At 42.6% G+C, this 24,187-nt stretch carries 18 protein-coding genes; 9 read left to right on the top strand and 9 right to left on the bottom strand.

The window, feature by feature from the left end; all coding sequences use genetic code 11:
* Positions 1-184 precede the first annotated feature (184 nt).
* The 5 genes from HUS62_RS11780 to HUS62_RS11760 all read right to left on the bottom strand — a co-directional run bounded on the left by HUS62_RS11780 (position 185) and on the right by HUS62_RS11760 (position 6,919).
* The gene (locus tag HUS62_RS11780; protein ID WP_175079655.1) at positions 185-580 is read right to left on the bottom strand and encodes a DUF4019 domain-containing protein; all 396 of its coding nucleotides are present in this window, start codon (positions 578-580) and stop codon (positions 185-187) included.
* A 173-nt stretch (positions 581-753) separates the two neighbouring features.
* Positions 754-1,188, bottom strand: a complete 435-nt coding sequence (locus tag HUS62_RS11775) for a DUF4019 domain-containing protein (RefSeq protein ID WP_062566350.1) — start codon at positions 1,186-1,188, stop codon at positions 754-756.
* 444 nt (positions 1,189-1,632) lie between these two features.
* A complete protein-coding gene (locus tag HUS62_RS11770; protein ID WP_282658473.1) occupies positions 1,633-2,130 on the bottom strand; it encodes a hypothetical protein in 498 nt (165 codons plus the stop codon).
* A 52-nt stretch (positions 2,131-2,182) separates the two neighbouring features.
* The gene (locus HUS62_RS11765; RefSeq protein WP_175079654.1) at positions 2,183-5,602 is read right to left on the bottom strand and encodes a LamG-like jellyroll fold domain-containing protein; all 3,420 of its coding nucleotides are present in this window, start codon (positions 5,600-5,602) and stop codon (positions 2,183-2,185) included.
* A 354-nt stretch (positions 5,603-5,956) separates the two neighbouring features.
* Positions 5,957-6,919, bottom strand: a complete 963-nt coding sequence (locus tag HUS62_RS11760) for a glycoside hydrolase family 43 protein (protein WP_054562986.1) — start codon at positions 6,917-6,919, stop codon at positions 5,957-5,959.
* A gap of 598 nt (positions 6,920-7,517) precedes the next feature.
* On the opposite strand from HUS62_RS11760, the gene HUS62_RS11755 reads away from it, so the two are divergent.
* From HUS62_RS11755 to HUS62_RS11740, 4 genes are all read left to right on the top strand, one after another.
* On the top strand, positions 7,518-10,334 hold the full coding sequence (locus tag HUS62_RS11755) for a TonB-dependent receptor (protein WP_175079653.1): 2,817 nt from the start codon (positions 7,518-7,520) through the stop codon (positions 10,332-10,334).
* A gap of 272 nt (positions 10,335-10,606) precedes the next feature.
* Positions 10,607-11,944 carry an MFS transporter gene (locus tag HUS62_RS11750; RefSeq protein WP_175079652.1) on the top strand — a complete coding sequence of 446 codons (1,338 nt, stop codon included), beginning with the start codon at positions 10,607-10,609 and terminating at the stop codon, positions 11,942-11,944.
* Between the two features lie 77 nt (positions 11,945-12,021).
* Positions 12,022-14,466, top strand: a complete 2,445-nt coding sequence (locus tag HUS62_RS11745; protein WP_175079651.1) for a glycoside hydrolase family 127 protein — start codon at positions 12,022-12,024, stop codon at positions 14,464-14,466.
* Between the two features lie 10 nt (positions 14,467-14,476).
* Entirely contained in the window at positions 14,477-14,902 is a 426-nt protein-coding gene (locus tag HUS62_RS11740; RefSeq protein WP_175079650.1) for an FKBP-type peptidyl-prolyl cis-trans isomerase, read from the top strand.
* 83 nt (positions 14,903-14,985) lie between these two features.
* Here HUS62_RS11740 and HUS62_RS11735 read toward each other — a convergent pair whose 3' ends face one another.
* A complete protein-coding gene (locus HUS62_RS11735; protein ID WP_258536776.1) occupies positions 14,986-15,960 on the bottom strand; it encodes an arabinan endo-1,5-alpha-L-arabinosidase in 975 nt (324 codons plus the stop codon).
* A gap of 133 nt (positions 15,961-16,093) precedes the next feature.
* Between HUS62_RS11735 and HUS62_RS11730 the strand changes: the two genes are divergently transcribed.
* On the top strand, positions 16,094-17,122 hold the full coding sequence (locus tag HUS62_RS11730; RefSeq protein ID WP_175079648.1) for a family 43 glycosylhydrolase: 1,029 nt from the start codon (positions 16,094-16,096) through the stop codon (positions 17,120-17,122).
* A 43-nt stretch (positions 17,123-17,165) separates the two neighbouring features.
* On the opposite strand, the gene HUS62_RS11725 is transcribed toward HUS62_RS11730, so the two are convergent.
* On the bottom strand, positions 17,166-18,794 hold the full coding sequence (locus tag HUS62_RS11725; protein WP_175079647.1) for a sodium:solute symporter: 1,629 nt from the start codon (positions 18,792-18,794) through the stop codon (positions 17,166-17,168).
* 261 nt (positions 18,795-19,055) lie between these two features.
* On the opposite strand from HUS62_RS11725, the gene HUS62_RS11720 reads away from it, so the two are divergent.
* The 4 genes from HUS62_RS11720 to HUS62_RS11705 all read left to right on the top strand — a co-directional run bounded on the left by HUS62_RS11720 (position 19,056) and on the right by HUS62_RS11705 (position 22,351).
* Positions 19,056-19,778, top strand: a complete 723-nt coding sequence (locus HUS62_RS11720) for a FadR/GntR family transcriptional regulator (RefSeq protein WP_063527568.1) — start codon at positions 19,056-19,058, stop codon at positions 19,776-19,778.
* Between the two features lie 45 nt (positions 19,779-19,823).
* Positions 19,824-20,603 (top strand): SDR family NAD(P)-dependent oxidoreductase, encoded by a 780-nt coding sequence (locus HUS62_RS11715; protein WP_175079646.1) that lies wholly within the window; start codon positions 19,824-19,826, stop codon positions 20,601-20,603.
* A gap of 128 nt (positions 20,604-20,731) precedes the next feature.
* A complete protein-coding gene (locus HUS62_RS11710; RefSeq protein WP_055020595.1) occupies positions 20,732-21,439 on the top strand; it encodes a sulfite exporter TauE/SafE family protein in 708 nt (235 codons plus the stop codon).
* Positions 21,440-21,466: 27 nt separating this feature from the next.
* Positions 21,467-22,351 carry an SMP-30/gluconolactonase/LRE family protein gene (locus HUS62_RS11705; protein ID WP_252950534.1) on the top strand — a complete coding sequence of 295 codons (885 nt, stop codon included), beginning with the start codon at positions 21,467-21,469 and terminating at the stop codon, positions 22,349-22,351.
* Here HUS62_RS11705 and HUS62_RS11700 read toward each other — a convergent pair.
* Together HUS62_RS11700 and HUS62_RS11695 are read right to left on the bottom strand one after the other, a co-directional pair.
* Positions 22,346-23,233, bottom strand: coding sequence for a LysR family transcriptional regulator (locus HUS62_RS11700; RefSeq protein WP_054562975.1), 888 nt, complete (start codon positions 23,231-23,233; stop codon positions 22,346-22,348). The two genes, HUS62_RS11705 and HUS62_RS11700, sit on opposite strands and share 6 nt — an antisense overlap.
* 54 nt (positions 23,234-23,287) lie before the next feature.
* Positions 23,288-24,154: a pirin family protein gene (locus HUS62_RS11695; RefSeq protein WP_175079645.1), complete on the bottom strand. Its 867-nt coding sequence runs from the start codon at positions 24,152-24,154 to the stop codon at positions 23,288-23,290.
* Positions 24,155-24,187 lie beyond the last annotated feature (33 nt).

Here is a 24,187-nt window from a genome sequence, read left to right as displayed (position 1 = left end):
ATTATGAGCCCGCATATAAGCACGCAGTCTGACAAAATTAACGAAGGGTATTGTGCAATAGGAGGAGTCCATATAAGGTACTTTAGTGCCGAATTTTGTCCATCACATAATCTTCACGGCTAAAGCCTTTCTACAATGCAATCCTAGAACCTAGAACCTAGAGCCTAAAACCTAAATATAACCCCTAATTAATAAAATAACCGATAGGTTGCCACTGGCCACTACTTTTGCTGAGGCTAATTGTTTCAATGGCCTGCTCTTTATTCATAAATTGGCTTTGAAACTGAATGATCACGTATTCACCATCAGGTGTTCCGGGTAAAGAGTCATAATTCATCAGGCTTAAATTCTTACGTAAAATCACCTTGCCAAGCGGTACCCGAACTTGTTTTAACGCTTTGCTCCAGTGGCTTTGAGGCATTTTTTGTTTAAATAATGAGTCTGCTTGCTGCCAACTTTGCTGATACTGACCGTTGTCGATTAACGTAAGCCAGCTTTTAGCGCGATGAATAACTTCGAGCTCTTCAGCATGTGCACAAAAGCAGCTTAAAAAAATGATTAGTAAGAGCGTTTTTCTCATAGCAATTCCATTTACTTGTTGTTTATTGAATTCGTCTTGAAGTGTTTTTATGTTACGGCGACGAACAATAAATACTATTCATCAATTGTGCGGTTTATTTTCCCGCAGATAAGCATTTTGACTGCCGATAAGTTTTACAGCACATAGCTCAAGGCGCTTTGTGCTGCTCTAAATTAATCGATAAGATAACCTAATGGGTGCCAGCCATCGGCGGCTTTGCTAAGGCTGAGCGTTTCAACTACTGCCTCTTTATTCATAAACTCGGTTTGAAACTTGACCACTAAATACTCACCATTTGGCAGGCCGGGTAATGAGTTATATTCTGCTGTGCCAAAATAGGTGCGAGACATAACTCGGCCTAAAGGAACGCGTATTTGATCTAAGGCTGTTTGCCAGCGAGCTTTTGGCGTGGTGTTTTGAAAGACCTGATCAGCTTGCTGCCAGCTCTCGTGGTACTCTCCTGAATCGACCAAGGTTAACCATGCTCTCGCTGTTGAAATAGGGCTTGTTTCTTCAGCTGAGGTGAAAAAGCACACCAATAATGATGCCAGTAAAAACAGTTTTTGTAGCGTAAATCCATTTACAGAAAGTAATAAAATTTGACGCATAAGACGCCCTCACTTCGTTCATAGGGTGAGTTCATAATACGAATGAGTTGGTTAATTTCTATACTGAAAAAGTACTAGGAAAGGCTTTTTAGTGGGATTTAAGTGTTGTCTTTTATTTGAGCGATCTTTGCAACTGAGTTCTTAAAGTGGCGATGTAGATTAGATTATTAAGTTTATATTGTTGATTTATTGAGCAAATCAACTCGTTCTAACAGCTGCTAAATGTAACGACAATGACCCTAAATAACTCTTATTTTTACTACTCAGGAAGTTTCGTATTTGCGTGCTCGATATTTCAGAGCCCGCATAGTTACTGGGTTTTTGACCCTTTTTTGGGTTTTTGAGAGAAGTTAGCGAGGGTAAAGTTGCAAGAGTAAAGTGAGCATGAGAGGGAGTTAGCGAGGGTAAAGTTGCAAGAGTAAAACTTGAGACTTAAAGCTTCTATCACACCAGCACGCTCATTAGCACTCCAGGGTCGCTAATGCCTGCTTCTTTTAGCGCATCGCTAATTGATTGGCTAAGAGTCATTATTTGCGTTTGAATTTCCATAACCATCTTGGTCTGTGTTTCAACTTGCACTTTTACAGCTTCGTCTTCTTGGTTTTTGAACGCTTGTAGTTTGGCTAATTGCTCTTTGGCAAGTTCGAGTTGTTCTTTGAGCTTTTCTAGTTGTTCAACCATTTTGCGAATATGCGCGGGGAGTTCGCTAGTTACTTCTTCTTTTTGAGCAGGCTCTACTTCACGACCAGAGAGTTTGTTCATCTCTTGACTGCTTAGTTTGTAGCCTACTTTTGAGTTGGTATTACTAACTGCTGTATCTGCATTTGAGATAGTTAACGCACTTGCTAATGAGTTAATAGCCATAATGAGAGCGATGAAAGTGAATGATATGTATGTATCGGCAAGGGGTACTAAAGCTTTAGAAAAAAGCCGGGTTTTCACCCGGCCTTTCCAGACAACAAATAGTTGAGGTGAGGCAGCTCACCTCACTTTGTTACTCTTGTGCAGCAGCTGCATCAAAGAGTGCTTTTATTTCTTCAGCGCTAATCGCACCGTTGAAAATTTTCAGTTCATCGATAGCACCGTTATAAGGTGTATCCCAGTAGTTAACACCGAGTGCAAACTCATTTGTTTCACCAGGAACCGTGAATACACGCGGGAAGCCATCGGTTTCTAGCTGTAATTCACCGTTAACATACATCTTCAACACATCACCGTTCGTACCATCAACAGTGAATGCAACATGTGTCCATTCTTTTGCTGGAATACGGCTATCTAGTTCTGCATTATCGAAGAAGGCACCGTTATTTGCCCATAAACGAGTTAGGCCTGTACCTGCCATAGATGGCACATAACTTAACCAAGAGCCTGCACTTGCACCTGCGAAGAACGCTGTAGTGTAATCAGTGAAGGTTTCAGGTTTTAACCACATAGATACTGAGTAATCATTGGTCGTGATTAAGTTATCCGGTAGACGAACACCTGAACCTTCAAGGAATACTGCTTGACCCATGATACCGTCAACAAAAGTTACGTTACCACCAGTGTTGTTGATGAAGCCACCCGTTGGTTTACCCGCTGCATACGCACCGTTTAATGCACTTAGGTCACCTTCGAAGCTGTATTCAGCAGGTGCAAGTGATTTTAAGGTTACATCGAATGACTTAGTATCAGTAAAGTCTTTGTACTTAATAGTTGCAGTTAATGTCACTACTTGGTCGCCAGCAGAGGCGCTAGGTTGAGTAACAACAGCTGTGCCATTAACTGGTTTTAAGTACTCTTCGTTGTTTGACGTCCAGCTAATACCAGATACAAATGGACCTACACGCGGTAACTCAAAGCTTTCACGTACTGCCGATACATCACCTAAATCAAGCGCATCAGTAATGAAGCTCTCAAATTCAGTCGGATCTGTCAGGTTATTGATAGCCGCACCATTAATATCTAGGCCGTTTAGCGCGTAGTCATAAACGATGAATTCATCAATTTGACCTTGGAAAGGTAAGTCCCAACCGTAGTTCACACCAAGGGCAAAGTTACCTGTTTGTTCGCTAAAGAAGTCAGGGCGAGGCATCGAACCTGCACGTACACCATCACGATAAAGTGTTGCAGTGCCATTAGCATAAGTGATTGCAATATGATTCCAATCCATTACCGCTGGAGAGTCAGAAATGATTTGGTTCCACATATCAGTGCCATCATCAGCTAAATAACGGCTCCATAGCATTGGTGTTGACGTAAAGTGTGTACTACCTGGGATCAAGCTCATCCAACGTGCATCAGACGTTGATGCGAAGAATGTAGGCGTAAAGTTAGTTAGTACTGTTGGCTTAAACCAATACGAAATAGTGTACTCATCGCCTGTTACTAACTCATCAGGTAAACGTACGCCCGTTGCACCGTCAAAGTTAAATGCTTTACCTGTTTGACCTTCTGTGTATGCAGCTGTACCAGCACCCACATTTAATAGGTTGTTATCTGTTACACCCGCATCATCTAGGTTACCTAAACCATCACTGAGTGAATCTTCAAATGCATAGTGTGCAATCGCATTTTTAAACTCTGGGCGCGCTTCTAGATTTACATTAAATGTCTTGGTTGTGCTCTCGCCGTTTAAAGAGATATTAGCCGTTAAAGTAACCGCTTTATCACCGCGATCTGGCGTTGGAATGAATACTGAGCCTTCACTGGTGATGTAGTACTCATCACTACTTTCCCAGTTAATTGCAGCACCGTCTTTACCTTTCGTTGGTAATGAGTAGCCTTCGTCAGCAATTGATAATTCAGTTTTGATATCAAGTGCTTCTTGAACAGTGCCTAGCACGTTAGCCGTATCTGTGATTTCATCACGTTTACTTGCCCAAATGGTAGCGCCTTCGCTTGATGTAGCTGATACAGTTACAGCCATTGCTTTAGTTGCATCATCCCATTGCCATTTAGCCACGCCAAAGTAAGTACCAGAATCTAACTCAAGTTTAATATTTGAGTCATCAATCATGTACCAGATACCTGGATCATCACCGGTTACTGAGTGATCTTCGTTTAAAGCAATGTGCATTGAGCGAATAGCATCTGTATTTACATCATTGCCATGGTTGATAAATTTGTAATAACCATAAAGTTCATCTGCCACAACCATGTTGTCGCCTTCAAGCGGTACATAGCGCTGCGGTGAAGCCATAGGCCAACCTAATGAGTTTATAAACATTTCATGTACGCGAACTTGGTGCGCTTCTGAAATGGTTGGGAACTCAGTAGACGTTTGTGGGAAACGTGTATGCGTTACTAAGATATGACGACCTGTCGCTTCATCGTAGTAAGCAGAGTTATGACCTGGTGATTGGTAGCCCCATGCTGGTGCAGTTTCGCCAAGTTCTTGCGTGTACTCAAAGCCGCCCATTAGTTTTTCGCCGACCTCCAGGCCGCCGATAGCTGCAATGTCATTACCTGCATTATCTAGATAAGGGCCATCCGGTGTTTTTGAGCGAGCAACACGAATGTTGTAGCCACCATTAAGATCAAAACCAGCAACAGAGAAGAATAGGTAGTAGTATTCACTTTCTGGGCTGTACATTACAAATGCACCTTCCATTGCACGGAAGTCGCCGCCTACTAGCTTTTTACCATAGCCTTGACCAGCTTCTGGCATACCTGTTTCTTCGTCCATTGCTAGCACGAAAATACCGCCTGAGTATGAACCGTAAACCATCCAAAGTTTGCCATCAGCATCATAGAAGGCTGCAGGGTCAATGGCGTTAGGATCAACGGCACCATTCCATGTTGTTTGGCCATTATCAAGTGGGTAAGCTGCAAATTCAGCTTCTGAGCGATAACCGCTGCGTAAGAAAATACCTTTGTTTGTATAAGGACCTTCGATATTGTCAGCTTCAGCTAAACCAAGATAAGAGCGGTTCCAGCATACTTCATCAACAACATCTGGTGTATCTGGGTTATCTTGTGCACAGTGGTTATAGTAGAACCAAAATTTACCATTTGGCGCTTTGATTACATCGGCAGCCCAGTTTCCTGTAAAACCGTCTGTCCATTCAATACCTTCGGCAATTTCACCTGTGTAGTTGTAATCAAATAATGGGCTTTCATTAACGGCTGCGTTAGCTGAAAGGCTAGAAATCATTTCCCAGTTCAAGAGATCAGTTGATTTAGCGGCAGCAAGGTGTGAACCAAAAATATAATAAGTGTCGTCAACTTTAACGACAGAAGGATCGTGCACGCTTACATTGGTAACCATTACGCTACCTGATTCAGTGTATTCAACACTGCTGCTTACTGTCGGTTTCGCACTTTGCGGGTCGGCAACCGCTGGTGCTGTGTCAAGCTTAGTACCATCTTCTTTGCCACAACCTGTAACAGCCAAAGAGCAGGCTATGACCATGGCTAATTTATTTAATTTCATTTTATGTGTCCTCTTGAAACTGGGATTCATTTTTTTATTCGATTGTTGTCAATAAAAATGCCGCGCGCCTATATCAAACTAATAAGAACGTAGTATTGTAATTTTATAGTACGATTTAAAATGTGCAAATACTTTTGCAAAGGTAATTGATATGTAAACACGAAGTGTCAGTGTTTACAATATGTGCAGCGTGATTTTAATTTTTTCAAGTTGCCAGTTTTGGCGTTTTTTTCGCTGTTTTTGCTCTATTAGGGAAGTTTTTTGATGATCTGCAAGTGAGGATTTTCCGGTAAATTTGTTTATTTGTATTACATTTGAGCACTAAAAAGGGCTCTTAAAGAGCCCTTTTTAATATTACTTGTCTTGTTTACTTAGACCTTCAGTGGTCATGATAATACGTTTAAGTGTGCCATCTTCGTTGTAATAAAGCGGCTCAATCGCCACTGAACGGCGAAAACGCCCGCCACTTGGTTTGCCATCAATTGGTGGTACGGCACCAGTATGGTAAATAAAGTAGTCTTTACCTTTGTATTCGATAATTGATTGGTGGTTGGTTTCGCTGTTACCTGCGATCTCATTCAAGATACCTTTATATTCCCACGGGCCATGAATGCTTTTGCTCATGGCATAACAGATCTTCTCAGGGAACTCACATGCGTACGATACATAGTAGTTGTCGTTTTTCTTATGAACCCATAACGCTTCGGTAAAGTTAGGTAAGTCTAGCGTTTTAATTTCACCATCAAGAGACAGCAAGTCGTCGCTTAGCTTTACGTATTTTGGCATTAAGTTACCAAAGAACATGTAAGTATCGCCGTTTTCTTCTGTATAAATAGCAGGGTCGATGTCGTCCCAATCATTTGGCGTATGCTTGGTCATGTCATCGGTAACTAGTGCGTGACCAATCGCATCTTTGAATGGACCTGTTGGTGACTTAGAAGTTGCAACACCAATTGCAAAACCTGGTTTTGTGTCGTTGTGACGAACGGTTGTAAAGAAGTAGAAAGTGCCATCACGCTCAATCATGTGTGAAGCCCATGCTTCACCTTTAGCCCATTTAAAGTCTGTTGCTTTCATGATTGGGCCGTGTTTTTTCCAGTTCACCATATCTGTTGATGAAAAGGCTAACCAGTCATGCATTTCAAAAAACACGTCATTATTAGGTGCTTCATCATGGCCTGTATAAAGGTATACGGTGTCATTGTGAACAAGTGCAGCAGGGTCTGCAGTAAATACATCGGTAAATAATGGGTTTTGTGCAACAGCTAAGCTGCTCGAAAAAAGTAATGGTAGCGCTAACGCTTTCAATTTCTTCATGAGTGTCCTTAGTAACTAATAATTGTTGTTTGAACTGCAGCTTTTTCGACCCAGAGCTCTCTCTAAGTGACCAGATAATACACAGTGTACGCCTGATTATACTGAGTAACTGATTGTTTACATCGAAACAAACCAGTAAAAGTGCAGCAAAAAATAACTCTATATTGTATTATTGTATTTTAATCATAGTAGCATCAAAATACGCTGGGTAAATAACTTGTTAGCCCTTTTTTGTTGCTCTGGATGAGTGAAAGACAAATTAAATAAGCAAACGAACAATCGCTAAGTGGCTGATAATAATGGGTCTTAATAAATTCCCAAAACAAAAACGCAGCATGCTTTGAGTTTGTAACATGCTATAATTGCAACGTTTTTTGTAAACATAATGGCAGTTATTTTAATTTGGCTTTTTGAGTTGACTGTTAAATAATCATACAATATGATTAAAGTTCAGGCAGCAATGTATTAACATAAAAATATAGACACACTCGCGCACCGTTTTGACAACACACGATGCACAATGCAGTGGTCACTCTTCGGTAACTGAATGGGGAAAGTTCAGCGGACCGATATAACTATAATTTGGAGAACACCGCTTATGTTTAAAAGAACACACATAGCCAGTGCTGTAGTTATGGCATTTACCTGTCAATTTGCTTTTGCACAGGAGGAAGCACCAAACACTCCTGAGAATAACGTCGATGAGATGGAAGTTATTCAAGTATCAGGTATTCGCGGCAGTTTAAACAAAGCGTTAGATGAAAAACGTGCAAGCGTTCAAATCGTGGATGCAATTGTTGCTGAAGATATTGGTAAATTCCCTGATAATAACGTAGTTGAAGCATTACAACGTGTAACGGGTGTACAAACAACTGGCCGTGGTGCTGGTGAAGTAAGCGCGGTTTCAATCCGTGGTCTTACTGATGTTAATACCACAGTTAATGGTCGCGCTATCTTTACAGGTGCGGGTCGTGATGTGGCGCTGCAAGACATTCCTGCAAGTTTACTTTCAGGCGTAACAGTTTATAAAACCCGTTCGGCGGACCAAATCGAACGCGGTATCGCAGGTGCGATTGATATTAAAACTCACCGCCCTTTCAATTTCGAAGGTGAAAAAGTTGTTTTAGCAGCACGTGCGATTTACTCAGATCAACCAGATGAAGTTGATCCAAATATCAGTGCATTACTCTCTAACCGCTGGGAAATCGACGGCGCAGGTGAGTTTGGTGCATTAGTTAATCTTTCATACGCTGAAACACATTACCGCGATGACACCATCACAGCGGGTGCTGCATTCCCATTCTTTACTGATAAGCCACAATACAACTACTCACCGTATTCACGTGTTCCAAATGAATTCTGGACTCAAGGTACTGAGTTAGGTCTACCTAGTGCGGCTGGTTCTACTTTAGACGTAAATGGCGAGCCAACAGAATACCTACTTGCACGTGATGCTATTTTTGGTACTTCATATACTGGTCTTCGTAAGCGCCCGGCTGCGTCTGTATCTTTACAGTGGGCACCAGATGAAACCCTAGAAATCACAGCTGAAGGTTTCTACACAGGTTACGAAAACGAATCGCAAAACGCGATGTGGTTCTCAAATACGTTTGAAAATGGTAACGGCTTTATTGAAACACCAACTGTGTTTGATGGCACTAATGTAATTAAAGAAAAGCAAGCGATTGGCGCTGGCGGTTTCCAAAGTGGTGACTTTTCATATGGTAAAACAGATAGCTACTTATATGCGCTAGGTGCAGAGTGGCTAGCAAGCGATTACCTAACTATCAACACTGAAGTTGTTTACCAAGACAGTGAGTACGAAACAGATTTCTTCGCAATGCGTTTTGATCGTGTAGCGACGGGTCTTGACGTTGATTTTAATGATAAAGACGGCGTACCAGGCATCGCGTTTTGGGATGATCCAAACACAGCGGTAAACGAAGCTGATATGGCTGCTATCGAAAACTGGAATGCTGGCACTATTTATGACAATGGCGGCGGTAACGCGGGTGATGCATTAACTTTCACATTTGATGCTGAATACCTAATTGGTGGTACTTATTTTGATAAAGTGAAATTCGGTGGCCGTTACGAAAAACGAACTGCGCAAGAGTACACTCGTGGTCAAGATACTGGCATTGCAAACACATCTGTAGCTAGCTTAATTGAGCAATTAGCTGCAGCTGGGGCATCTGGTGATGGTTCTGGTATTGTGTTCCAAGTTGATGATTATTTCGATGGCCGTGCTGACGTCTTCGACAGCTTTGTAACTGCTGACGGTGGTTACATGCTAGATAACGGTGATGCTGTTCGTAGCGTATACGGCCTTGAAGCTGAAGACGTATACAAAACATTTGATATCGAAGAAAACTCATACGCGCTGTATGCAACAACTAACTTCTTCTTAACGGAAGATATTAGCGGTGAGTTTGGTTTACGTTATGTAAGCTACGAGCAAGACATGGACTTTGTTGCTGAGTCTGGCGGCATGAACTCAAATGTATTTGAAGAAAGCTCAGCAAGTGCAGATAGCAGCGCATTACTACCAAGCTTAGTACTTAACTGGAACATCACTGATGATGTAGTGGGTCGTGTTGCGTACACAGAAACATTACGTATGCCTAACTTTGCTGACTTGAACGCGCTGCAATACTGGTACGATCCATTAACAGAAGGTGCTACATACGGTACAGGTAATGGTGGTAACCCAGAGCTTAAACCAACAGAGTCAAAGAACTACGACGTATCACTTGAATGGTACTTCGCAGATACAAGCTCACTTTACGCGGCTTACTTTTACCGTGAAATCGAAGGCTTAGTTGTTGCAGGTCGTAAGCAAGTTGTGCGCGAAGGCGATGATGGCGTAACACGTCCATACGTATTGAGTGCACCAGTGAATGCTTCAAACGGTGAACTGTCTGGTTTAGAAGTTGGTTTAGTTTACTTCCCAGAAAACTTACCAGAGTACTTAAATGGCTTTGGTGTGCAAGCAAGCTACACGATGCTTGATTCAGAACAAGATACACCAGAATTCAATGAGCTAGGTGAAATTTCTGGTTATGTAGATTCGCAAATGACAGGTGTTTCTGATGAATCTTACAGCATCGTAGGTATCTACGAGCGTGACTCATTCGATATGCGCTTATCTTATGTATGGCGTTCTGAGTTCTACACAGGTAATGAAGCGGCAATCTTTGCTAACCCGATTCAGTTTTGGAATCGTCCTGAGCAAAGCTTAGACTTCCAATTTAGCTACAATGTGAATGATGACTTTGTTGTAACCTTTGATGCAACGAACATCCTAGATGACGTATATCAGAGCTACTACGGTGAAGGTAACGACAACCTATTTAACTTTGGTAACGGTATCTACTCACGTACATTCGCACTAGGCGCACGTTATTCTTTCTAAATTTCTTTTATAGACCTAAAAACCCCGGCTTTGCTGGGGTTTTTTATTGGTTTTTATAAACCAAACCATCGGTCGAAAAGAGTTGCGATTTAATAAGTATGATAATACTATTAATTAGATTAGCATTAAATTTACAAAAATAACGAACGCAATGGCCAAGCTGTGTAATATCTAGGGCTATAAATTTATTTGATACGCAATGTTGAAAGCTTTTTAGCATTGCTTGAAATAGTGAGCGGCGGCTCATTATTGACCAATTAGGGTGTTGTTGTATGGAATCTCAAAAGTTATCCGTTGTAGAAAAGGTCGGCTTTGGCGCCGGCGACATGGCAGTAAATGTCATGGTTGCAGCGTTATTCTATTTTATGTCTTTCTTTTACACCGATATCTACGGACTTGATCCGGTTGATATGGGTGTGTTGTTCTTAGTGGCGCGTTTTGTTGATGCCTTTACCGATCCATTAATGGGGGTGATCACCGACAAAGTGAAAACCCGTTGGGGTCAGTTCCGTCACTGGTTCTTATTTTTATCTGTGCCTTATGGTTTATCGGTCGTACTGTTATTTACCACGCCTGATTTCGACTACAACATGAAGTTAGCGTGGGCTTATGCCACTTACTTGCTTGCGACCTTGATGTTTACCGGTGTTGCTATTCCTTATATCTCTTACATTGGTGTATTAACTGCCGATCCAAAAGAGCGTTTGTCGGCCAATGGCTACCGTATGTTCTTCGCTAAGATTGCTAATGTAGTGATCGTATTTTCAGTGCCGCTACTAGCCTCATATTGGGGAGATGGCAGCTTGTCGTATGGTTATAAACTGGCAATGGCATTGGTATCGGCATGTGCCGTAGCACTATTTTTGTTTTGCTTCTTTACTACTCGCGAACGTATTACCCATGAGCCACAAACCGAAGGTGTACTTACGCAATTAAAAGTACTTATTAAAAACGACCAATGGTTACTACTGTGTGCAGCATGTGTGCTTGGTACGCTTGGTTATGCGATTCGTGGCAGTGTTGCTATGTATTACGCAACCTATTACTTAGGTGTACCAGATTTAGCAGGTGCCTTTACCAGTGCGGGTATTGCAGCATCTATTGTCTCAATGGTGGCAAGTACGTGGATCACCCAGCGTTACTGTAAAATGAAGCTATTCCGTCAATCACAAATCGCCGTGCTATTCATCTCATTGCTAATGTATTTTGTAGTGCAACCGGGCGATGTAATGACGGCGTTTGTGCTTTATATCATCTTGTCATTTGTGGTTGATTTACATGCGCCAGTGTTCTGGTCTGCCATTGCTGAAGCCGTTGATTACGGTGAAATTAAAGACGGCGTTCGTGCATCGGGTCTATCGTTTGGTGGCATTTCATTCTGCCAAAAAGCCGGGGGCGGTTTAGCGGGCTTAGCAGGTGGTTTATTACTGGCATTTTTTGAGTACAAGCCTAACGTTGAGCAAACCGAATTTACCCTAATGGGCTTAGCACTGATGCTAACCATCATTCCTGGTGTATTCCACGCCTTGCTAGGTCTGATCTTGAAAAAATACAAAATTACCGATGAGTACTATACGGATATGGTTATTCATAAACGCCTACCAAAATAACCACTCTTTAAACGCACACACTAAATAAGTGTGTGCGCTTTGCTCTTTAAAATAACAACTCGCTGGGAGACAACAGTATGAACACATTCAAGGTTAGCTATTTAGCAAGCGTTTGCGCTGCAATTTTAACTGTGACCGGTTGCAGTGAGCAGCCAACAGACAGTAAACAAACTGCTGCTGTGGAGCATGCTGAACATACCAGCGAACAACATTTATTTGCCCTAAACCAAGTAAGTTTAAGCGCCAGCCCGTTTTTACATGCACAGCAAACGAATGTGCGTTATTTATTAGCACTTCATCCTGATCAGTTACTTGCTCCTTACCTGCGTGAAGCCGGCCTTGAGCCAAAAGCGCCTAACTATGGCAACTGGGAAAGCACTGGCCTTGATGGCCATATTGGCGGTCATTATCTTTCAGCCTTAAGCCTTGCGTGGGCAGCCACAGGTGACGAAGAATTAAAGCAGCGTTTAGATTATATGCTAAGCGAGTTGGATCGCGCTCAACAAGCCACTGGTGGTTACTTAGGCGGTATCCCAAATGGCGATGAAATGTGGCAGCAGATTGAAAAGGGTGAAATCAAAGCTGATTTATTCAGCTTAAATGACCGCTGGGTACCGCTTTATAACATCGATAAAATCTTTCATGGTTTGCGTGATGCATACGACGTAGCAGGCAGTGATAAAGCCAAACAAATGCTATTTAAGTTAGGCGAATGGTTCTTAGCGACCACAGCTAAGCTAACTGATGATCAAATTCAACAAATGCTGTATTCAGAGCATGGTGGCTTAAATGATGTGTTTGCTGATATGTACTTTATCAGTGATGATGAGCGCTACTTAAAGCTAGCCCGCCAGTTCTCTCATAATATCATTATTGAACCCTTATTACACAAAGAAGATAAGTTAACTGGCCTGCATGCCAATACGCAAATTCCAAAAATTATTGGTATGTTGAAGGTCGCAAATGCCAGCGATGACAAAGCATGGCAGCAAGGTGCTGACTTTTTCTGGAAAACAGTCAGCCAAGAGCGCTCAGTATCAATTGGCGGTAACTCGGTACGTGAGCATTTTCATGATAAAAGTGACTTTACACCTATGGTTGAAGATGTTGAAGGTCCAGAAACCTGCAACACTTACAACATGATGAAACTTAGTAAGTTATTATTCTTAAAAACCGGTGATACGCGCTATTTAGACTATTATGAGCGCGCCACATATAACCATATTTTATCGTCACAACACCCAGAGCATGGCGGTCTTGTTTACTTTACCTCAATGCGCCCTGGGCATTACCGCACGTATTCGTCAGTGCAAGATTCAATGTGGTGCTGCGTAGGCTCAGGTATTGAGAATCACAGCAAATATGGTGAGCTGATTTATAGCAATACCGGTAAAGAGCTATGGGTGAACTTGTTTATTCCAAGCACGTTAAATTGGCAACAGCAGGGTTTGCAGATCACGCAAGACAGCCAATTTCCAGATGATAACAAGGTTTCACTGACCGTGAATCGTTTGTCTGACGGGCAAAGTGCTGAGTCGGTAATTCATATTCGTAAACCGTCTTGGCAGCAAGGTGAGCTGAGCTTTACTTTAAATGGAAAAGCTGTAAGCGCAACCGAAAAAGACGGTTATTACAGTATCAGCCATGCATGGCAAAGCGGTGATAAGCTTGCCTTTGAGCTTAGTCCTAAGCTTTATACTGAGCAGCTACCTGATGGCCAGCATTATTACTCTGTGATGTATGGGCCTGTTGTAATGGCTACCAAAGTACAAGCATTTGCAAATGAGCAGCTTAACTTTGTTGCCGATAATAGCCGCATGGGCCATATCGCCGCGGGGCCGACTTGTCCGCCAGAGGCTCTACCAATCATGCTGAGTGAGCCAGAAAAATTTATTGCCGATCTTACTCGTAAACCGGGCCAAGAGCTCGCATTTATCGCCGATAAAAATGTGGCGATTGCCAAGCAAGGTATCGATAACACTAAGAGCACAGAGCTAATTCCGTTCTTCCGCTTACACGATAGTCGCTATCAAGTGTATTGGCCGCAGCAAAGTGAAGCTGAGTTCACACAATTTGTTGCCGATGCAAAAGCGGCTGAGCAAGCGAAAGAGCAGCTTCGTTTATTAACCGTTGATCAAATTACGCCGGGTGAGCAACAACCTGAAGTCGAACACGACTTTAAAGGTGAAGGAACTCGTGCGGGTGTTAATAATGGTCATCATTGGCGCGATGCGACAGGTTGGTTTGAGTATCAGCTTAGCAACCCAGAACAAAAAGCGGTTGCTTTGCGTGTTCGCTATTTTATTGGCGATGTAGATCGTCATTTCTCAATTAATTTAAATGGTGAGCAATTAGCTGCGGTTAGTTTGCCTGTAGGCAAGCCGACTGATGAGTTCTACACCATTGATTACCCATTAACAGAGGCAATGAAAAAGTCGAAAACGCTTACCTTACGTTTTGCTGCCGATAAAGACTCTGTTGCCGGTGGTATCTATGGTATTCGTTTAATCAACGCACAATAAAGAGTTGGCTATGTTAAGCAACAATGTATTTGCGACGGCTAAAGAGCATGTTTTACCGTCGCTTTTAGATAACAGCGCTGAGCAACACAGTTTTTACCAAACGCCAACAGGGCTTGGTTATAGAGTGATTGAGCAAGGTCAGGGGGATAAACCTAGTTGGGATGCCACTGTGACTGTGCATCAACGCGTTACCCTTACAAATGGTCGGGTGTTGTTTGATACTCGAAAGCAAGGTGCTGCTGTAGAGTACGAAATTGCAGAGGCGATAGTGGGCTTGCAAGAAGCATTGCAACTAATGAATAAAGGCAGCCGCTTTGAGGTGCTAATACCTGCGCATTTGGCGCGTGATGTGTACAGCGCATTTATTGAAGAAAAGCATCAGCAAGACTGCCAAAGCCCCATGCTCGTTGATATTACTTTGATTGATTTTAGTTGATAACACCTACTTTCAACCTCAAACGAGGTCATTAAAGCAAATAAAAAACCTGCAATTTTGCAGGTTTTTTGTGTGTTGAATAATTACTTTTTAAGCTTGGTTTTAAGCTTATTCAGGTCGGCTGGGTTAACAACCGGCCAATCGTTTTTCCAGCTCATAGGTAAAATACGTAGCTTTTGCACGCCGTTATCGGCTGTTTCGTAGGCGTGTAATACTAAATAGTCTTTACCATCAAAGGTGTACGCAGCATTATGACCAAGAGCAGCCCAGTCTTTATTACCTTCAATAACTAAACTGCCACCGCCATCAACCATAGAGCGACCTTGTTGATCTAAATATGGGCCTTCGATGTTTTTGCTTCGACCTACGCGTACGTTGTAAGTACTCTCTACGCCACGGCAGCATTTATCAAACGAAACAAATAGGTAGTAATAGCCGTTCTTTTTAAAGATATAAGGTGCTTCAATCGGGCCATGTTCCGTGTTTGGACGACTCGCAATGTGATGCCATTTTTCAGGTTTTGCTAAGCGCACCATGTCATCATCAAGTTTTACTAGTTTAAGGCCGCCCCAGAACGAACCAAAGCTCATCCACGGTGTACCATTCTCATCTTCGATTATTGCAGGGTCGATAGCGTTCCAATCGTCTCGCTCAGGCACTGATTCAACCACTATGCCGTAGTCAATCCACTTGTAATCAGGTGATGATGGGTCAAGGGTTTCGTTAACCGTTACACCAATTGCTGAGGTGTTTTTGCCAAATGCAGAGACTGAGTAATAAAGGTAAAACTTACCATTTTTCTCATAAACATCGGGTGCCCATAAGTGGCCATCAAAGCTTGGTGAAATACGCTTTGCCCAACTTGGCTCGTCTTTAAAAACGCGGCCTGTGAGTTTCCAGTTGGTTAAATCTTTCGATTCATAATAGGTAATACCAGGGCCTGTGCTAAATACATAGTACGTGTCGCCTTCTTTGGCCATCACCGGATCGTGTACTTCAACTTGCTTTGCAGAAACGGCTGCGGCAGAAAAAAGTAGCCCTGTTGAAAGCCACTTCATTGCGTGTGTCACCTTACTTACGGGTCTCATGCTTGAATACCTTTTGTTGTTTTAACTCTTGTGTTCATTCAGCTACTATATAATATGTAATACAATATTAACAATAAAATCGAGACGAAATACAGGACACATTATGCTCAAAAAATTATCTCGGCTAACGCTTCTTAGTGCGTTAAGTGCCTCGCCATTGTCAGCCCTTGCTGATGCTAATAGTAGCAAGACTTTAGCGCCAATTGATAACCCCATTGTACTCAAACGTGCTGATCCTTGGTTAGTTCGTGATGATAAAAGTGGCTGTTACACGTTTATAGGTAGTTCGCCGAAATTTGATGAAATTGAGCTACGCCAAGCTTGTCGTTTAAACGATTTAAAATTAGCTAAGCCGAAGGTTATTTGGCAAAAGCGCGATAAAGGCCCAATGAGTGTCAATATTTGGGCCCCTGAGCTACATAAGATTGATGGCAGTTGGTATATCTACTTCGCCGCAGGTGATATCGAAAAACCGTTCAGTATTCGCATGTATGCACTTAAAAACGACAGTGCTAATCCGATGCAAGGTGAGTGGCAAGAAATGGGGCAAGTAACTAGCCACCTTGATAGTTTTTCGCTTGATGCCACAAGTTTTACGCACAAGGGTAAGCGCTACATGATTTGGGCGCAGCAGAACCAGCCTGCAACTTACAACTCAGCTTTGTGGTTAGCTGAAATGGACTCACCAACATCAATTAAAGAACCCATTATCGCGATTACTGAGCCAACCCTTGATTGGGAAGTGCAAGGCTATAAGGTGAACGAAGGTGCTGCAGTCATCACCCATGGCGATAAAATATTTGTCACTTATTCAGCCAGTGCTACCGATCATCGATATGCGATGGGCTTGCTATGGGCAGATGTGAATGCTGACTTACTTGACCCTGCTAGCTGGCATAAAAAGGCTGAGCCGGTGTTCACCACCAATGCTGAGCTAGGTCGTTTTGGCCCTGGGCATAACAGTTTTGTAAAAGCTGAAGATGGTGTAACCGATTTAATGATTTATCACAGCCGTGACTATAAAGAGCTGAAAGGCTCACCGCTTACAGACCCAAATCGCCATGCGCGAGCACGCATTATTACGTGGGATAAAAACGGTTTTCCAGTGTTTTCACCAGAACTCGCTGATTAAAAAAGGGCGCCAATTGGCGCCCTACAACTTTGGGAACGAACGATTACCAGAAGCGGTAGTAAATAAAGGCAGTAATACCAATAATACCCGCGGTATGAATGTAATCCCACTTATCTAAGCCGGCAGCTACTTCTTTCATAGTTGCTTTATCTAGGCTTGAGAAAGTAAGACCTTTCAATTGTTCTTCGTCTGCTTGTTTGGTGAAAATACTTACCACAATCATAATCGCAACGACCACGACAAATAGCAGAATACAATAATATAACCAGTTCATTGTGGTGATCCACGCAAATGATGAACCTGTTAAATCATCTTTAAATGGCAGTAATACTAAGCGGATCATACCAAGCACAAAACCTGATACTAAGCCCACAAAACCCGCTGTTGGAGTGATGCGTTTACTACATAAACCTAGTAAAAATACCGCAGCAATACCTGGTGCAATAAGAGACTGCACACTTTGCAGATATTCATAAAGCACATCGGCAATTAAGCTCATGACGGGTATCCACAGAAGACCTAATACAACAATCACGATAGTGGCAATACGGCCTACTTTCAGAAGGTGCTTTTCAGATGATTCTGGTTTGAATTTCTTATAGAAATCAATGGTAAATAAGGTTGCTGATGAGTTAAATAATGATGCTAAAGAGCTCATAAGAGCCGCTACTAAACCACCAATTACAATCCCCTTAACGCCGGCTGGTAATAGCTCAGCAACTAAAGTTGGGAAAGCTTGGTCAGCACTTTCATAGCTAATAATACCTTTAGCATTTAATGCATAGGCAATCATACCCGGCACTAAGAAGATAAATACAGGAAGTAATTTTAAGTAACCAGCAAACATGGTACCGCGACGCGCTTCTTTAATGCCTTTTGCAGATAAAACACGTTGTACGATGTATTGGTCGGTACACCAATACCAAAAACCAATAATGAATGAACCAAATACAATGCCAGGCCATGGGAACTCAGCATCTGAAGCACTGCGAATAAGGTGCATATTAGCATCGTTGATACGCTCAACTTCTGCCCAGCCACCTACTTTATCTAGACCAACAACTAATATGACTAAGGAGCCAATAATGAGTACAGGGGTCTGCAACACCGAGGTCCACATAATGGCTTTCATACCGCCAAGTACCGTATAAATACCGGTGATAACCACTAGGCCAATAGCTGAAATCCAGAAGAAGTCGATGCCCCAAATGCTCTCAATACCTAATATTGTTTTAAATGCGATACCGCCGGCATAAACCGTTACCGCAACCTTGGTTAGTACATAACTAATCAATGAGATAACAGATAAGAAGGTACGTGATTTAGAGTTAAAGCGGCGCTCTAAGAATTCAGGCATGGTGTAGACTTTACTACTCCAATAGAAAGGTACGAAAATCCAACCGAGCAGTAGAATGATCCACGATTGCATCTCCCAGTGAGCCAGTGCCATACCCGATTGTGCACCTGAACCTGAAAGGCCCACTAAATGTTCCGAGCCAATGTTCGATGCGAAAATAGAGGCACCAATCACTAACCAACTTGCATTACGACCCGCTAAAAAGTAATCAGCGGTGTCTTCTTCTTTTTGTCGCATAGACATCACGACAACGCCTAGTAACAGGACGAAGAATCCTGCTAGCACTGCCCAGTCTAAGGTACTTAGTTCGACCATCGTGTGTTCCACCTAATTTTGAAAGAGAATTTTGCTTTTTTAGTTGTTGAATAAAAATATTATATTATAAATAAGCTGAGTGAAAGAGATTTGTTAAAATAAGGTGACAGTCTGTAGGTGAAATGGTGACTATGCTGTTCGAAATATAGACACTTGTATTAGGTTGTTTTTTGCTTGTTATTGATTTTAATCAATTATTTCCAGGATGACGGAATAGCTTTATAGATGTATCATATTACTCAGATCTTTTGAGGAACACACATGGCGCGTTTAGAAAATTTAAACCTATCACAACAAGTTACCAATGAGCTTGGTAAAGCAATTATTGTTGGTGATTATAACACTGAAACGGGGCTACCAACCGAAGCACAACTTTGTGAAGTGTATGGTATTAGCCGCACAGCTGTTCGTGAAGCAGTGAAAATGCTTGCTGCAAAAGGACTGATTTCTTCTCGTCCACGACAAGGTATTCGTGTTGAGTCGGCGGAGAACTGGAACTTATACGACACAAGCGTATTAAAATGGTTGTTGGAAAGCAGCCCATCACTTTACGTACTTAAAGAATTTCTACAAGTGCGCTTGGCGATTGAGCCACAAGCAGCAGCACTTGCAGCAAGAAAAGGCGACCAAGCAGCCATTGCAGAAATTAAAATGGCACTCGATAAAATGCAAGCGGCAGCAGAAGAGCCAGAAGGCGTAATGCATGAGCCAGACCTTGCTTTCCATACAGCTATTTTGCATGCCAGTGGTAACCGTTTTTTCTATCAATTACGTGATTTTATTAGCACGGCTCTGCATGTAAGTATTCAGCATACTACACCTGCTAAGGGCAATAAAAAGGCAATCGCTGAAGAGCACTTTAAAGTGTATAACGCGATTGCGAGCGGCGACCCTGAGCGTGCTAAAAACATGATGACGTACATGATTGATGAAGCAATGGCGTTTATTGAAAAAGAAATCGCCGAAAAAGAAGCGGCTCAATAAGTATCACTTTTTGACGTTGTAATTACTTTAAAACAAAAGGTTATCATGCCAAATTCGAACGAGCTAAAAACAGTTTACCCAAGCCTTGCTGGTAAGAGTGTGTTTATTACTGGTGGTGCATCGGGAATTGGTGAAGTAATGGTAACGCGGTTCTGCGAGCAGGGCGCGAAAGTCACCTTTGTTGATATTGCAACTGAGCAAAGCGATGCGTTATGCGCAAAATTAGCTGGCAAATATGAGTTTGACCCGCAGTTTATCCATTGCGATATTCGTGATGTTGAAGCCTTAAAAGCGGCCATTGAGCAAACTCGTCAGAAACAGGGTGACATAGGTGTGTTAATTAATAACGCAGCCGATGACACCCGTCATGCCGCTGAAAATATGGATGTGAAATATTGGGAAGATAAGTTTGCCGTTAACTTGCGCCCGTGTTTCTTTTCATCGCAAGCTGTGGTTGAACACATGCAGCGTCTAGGCGGCGGTAGCATTATCAATATGGGGTCGGTAAGCTGGCGTATTAAGCAAACAGGTATGCCAGCCTATACAACTGCTAAAGCAGGAATTGAAGGTTTAACCCGTTCATTGGCTGCTTCATATGGTAAAGACAATATTCGTGTGAATTCACTGGTTCCGGGGTGGGTGATGACAGAGCGCCAAATTACTCATTGGCTAACCCCAGAAATGATTGAAGATGTTCGTTTAAGTCAGTGTATTAACGAAACAATTCAACCAGACCATGTGGTAAATGCGGCATTGTTTTTGGCCGCTGATGACAGCCGAATGATGACAGCACAATCATTGATAGTGGATGCAGGTTGGACATAATTTTGCGAAACAATCGCAAAACAACTAGCTTGCAATAAAAATTTTTACATAATTCAAATGATACTATAATAATAAAATATGGGTTATAGAATCAACAGAGCTCATACTTAGGAAGGTGGTAAGAAAGTTTGACCGACTTTGTACTTGTTTATTTAATTCTGATTATTGGCGCTTGCCTGCAAAGTGTTATTGGCTTTGGTTTAGGCATGCTATGTGTGCCTGTACTTTACTGGTTGATGCCAGAGCTGGTGCCTGGGCCAATGATTCTGAATGCGCTGTTTTTAACGTCGGTGTTAATGATTAAACACCGCGGCGCGATAGACATGAAACAAACAGGCATTTCCATTATTGGTGGTGCAGTGGGAGTTATCCTTGCTGCTGTGGTGATGTGGTATGTCAATGCGAAGCAGTATCAACTCTTGCTAGGAGTGAGTATTTTGGTAGTGGTGGCATTGTCTATCATAGGTATGAAACCGAAAATTTCCACCATTACAAGCTTACTTGCGTCAATGTCGTCGGGCTTTTTAGGTACCACAACGTCAGCCGGTGGCGCGCCGATGGGGCTACTCTATCAAGCTGAAGATAAAGACAAAATTAAAGCAAACCTGAGTGCCTTTTTTGTATTTATAAACTTGTTTGGCATTATTGTATTGATGCTGACAGGCTCTGCCGATATGGCTGATGTGAAGCTGTTCTTTTTCTGCTTACCCGCTATTTTAATTGGCTGGGGCTTGTCGTTTGTGATCAACAATAACCTCAATGAAAAGGCCATTCGCGGCATAATCTTGCTGGTTGCTGGCTTATCTGGTCTAGCACTTATTTTCATACACAGATAGAATGAGAATAGTTCAGCAGTTTGTGTAATGAAGCCTATGCTCGATGACACCATTAAAGTAATCATTTCTAGCCAATGCCAATTGGGCGAAGGTGCCTATTTTGCTAAGGCACATAACTGTTTATTTTGGGTCGATATTTTAGGGCAGCGTTTGTTTCGTTTGCAGTGTCAATCGATGCGCGTTAGCCAGTTTACTATGCCAGAACCGATTTGTTGGGTGATGGAAACCGAGCAAGCTGAATTAATCGCAGGCTTTGCCAAAGGCGTTTATAAGCTAAATAGTGAAGACTTTAGCCGCGAACTTCTTTACTCAATCGATCACGAACCCTCACAAAACCGCTTAAACGATGGTAAAACGTCTCGCCAAGGCTTTGGCTTTTTTGGCTCAATGGACTCTCAAGAGCAAACCAATAGTGGCAAGTTATACCGTTTTGGTCATGGTCAGGCTCCGACAGCAGTTGATCATGACTACACCATTAGCAATGGGCCTGCAGTAAGTAAAAATGGCCAGTTTCTATATTCTACAGACTCAGATAAACAAACAATCTACCGTTTCACTCTGAATGAGCATGGCGAGCTTGCAGATAAACAAGAGTTTATTCGCTTTACTGACAATATGGGTTTTCCTGATGGCATGACAGTTGATAGCGAAGATCATCTTTGGGTTGCTGCATGGAATGGTTATGGCGTGTATCGTTTTGCCCCAAACGGTGAGCAAGTACAGTTTATTCGCTTACCCGCACCGCGTGTTACGAGTGTCGCATTTGTCGGTGAAGAGCTCACGCATCTGGCAGTGACAACTGCGGCAGTAGGGCTAGAAGACTCAGTGCTCGCTGATTACCCTCACAGTGGTGGCGTGTTTATTCTCGAGCCGGGCGTTAAAGGTATTGCTGAAACGCCCTTGAAGCTATAGATTTTCCATTACTTGATAACGCAACTCGCCAATAAACGAGCGTGCTGCAGGACCCAGTTTGTCACCGTCTTTAAAGAGTAAATGTAACTTAGCGCTGCGACTGCTGTTATGGGTTAAATTAAGTGCTTTCATTTGCCCTGCCGCAAGTTGTTTTTCTATCGCGACTTTTGGTAACCACGCAAAGCCCAGTCCATTACTGATCATATCAATTGAAGTGCGTAAATGAGTAACAGTCCAGCGTTGATCGGCACCTAACCAGCCACCATCTTGTTTGTGCTTATTCGCTGAATCGCGAACTACAATTTGGCGGTGTGATTTTAAATCTTCGAGGGTGATTTCACGCTCTATCTCATGCAAGGGGTGATCTGGGTGTGCTACAGCAATAAACTCGATATCACATAACTCTTCGTGAAAGTTTGCTGCAATTGGAAAGCCGGTAATGGCAATATCAACCTGATCGTTTTCGAGCAGCTCATTGCCCCCCATTAGCACAGATTCATGCAGCTCAATACGCAGTTGCGGGTATTGCGATGACGTGTCGTTAAGTACTTTATAAAGCAGCTGCTGTGGGAAAATAGCATCAACAGCAATGCGTAACTTACTTTCGATACCTTCACCCAAGGTTTGCCCAATGGCCTCAACTTTAGCTGCCTCATCAAGTAAGTAATTAGCACGGCGCAGCATCATTTCGCCGGCTTCAGTGAGCACTGTTTTACGGCCTTGAATGCTGAATAACTTTACATCGAGTGCAGATTCAATTTTGCCAACTGCATTATGAATACTCGACTGGCTTTTATGAATACCTTGTGAGGCTTGGTTAAAGCCTCCAAATTCAACAACAGCACGAAACATGCGCCACTGTTCTAGCGTAATTCTTAGCATGATGTTCCTTTGCTTACTTAACTACCTAATAGTACCTGTAAATGCTGAAAAAGTTTACTTTTTAGGTGAGGGCAACTCAATATACTCAAGCTCATCACCGGGGATTTTAGCAAAGCGCTGTGCTTGCCAATCTTGTTTTGCTTGCTCGATGCGCTCTTTGCTGTAAGCGACAAAATTCCAATGTAAATACGGGACTTTATTAAATTTACTGCCACCAAGTAAAATAAAGCGGCTGTGCACCATTGTCGTTATTTCGTGTTCGCTGTCATCAAGTAGCACAAAGTCGCCTTGGGTATAGCGAGTATCACCCACACTAATTTCACCATAAATAACATACACGGCGGTTTCATGATGAGGATGCGGTTTAGTAATATGGCTACCTTGCTCTGCTACTGTATCGACATAAAACATCGGTGAGTAGTTTTTCACCGGTGAGCTTAAGCCATAGGCATCACCGACAATGAGTCGCATCAGCACGCCTTTTTCGACTCTCTCAGGCAGCTGCTGTTTTTTGATATGCTCAAAGCGTGGTGCTATTTCGGTCATGCTCTCAGGTAAAGCAACCCAGCATTGCAGACCATTAATGTCGTGCTCGCTCGCCCGCACTTCAAGGCTTTCTCTTTCTGAGTGCACTATACCGCGACCTGCGGTCATCCAGTTAACATCGCCGGGTTCTATTTGCAGGCTATTACCTAGCGAATCGCGATGGTAAATACTGCCAGTAAATAAATAAGTGAGCGTTGATAGGCCAATATGAGGGTGAGGCCTCACATTTATGCCTTCACCGCGAGGAAAGTGATTTGGCCCCATGTGGTCAAAAAAGATAAATGGGCCAACCATTTTTTTGTCAAAATGAGGCAAGATGCGCTTTACATCGAGCCCACCAATATCATGGCTGGTTGCTGTTAATAACGTTGCCATATTCGCGCCCTCTTAAAAACAAATTCAGCCAAC

The organism is Pseudoalteromonas sp. 0303, from assembly GCF_013349995.1.
GTDB lineage: Bacteria > Pseudomonadota > Gammaproteobacteria > Enterobacterales > Alteromonadaceae > Pseudoalteromonas.
The sequence above is the reverse complement of the archived record's forward strand: the minus strand, read 5'-3'. Positions and strand labels throughout refer to the sequence as shown.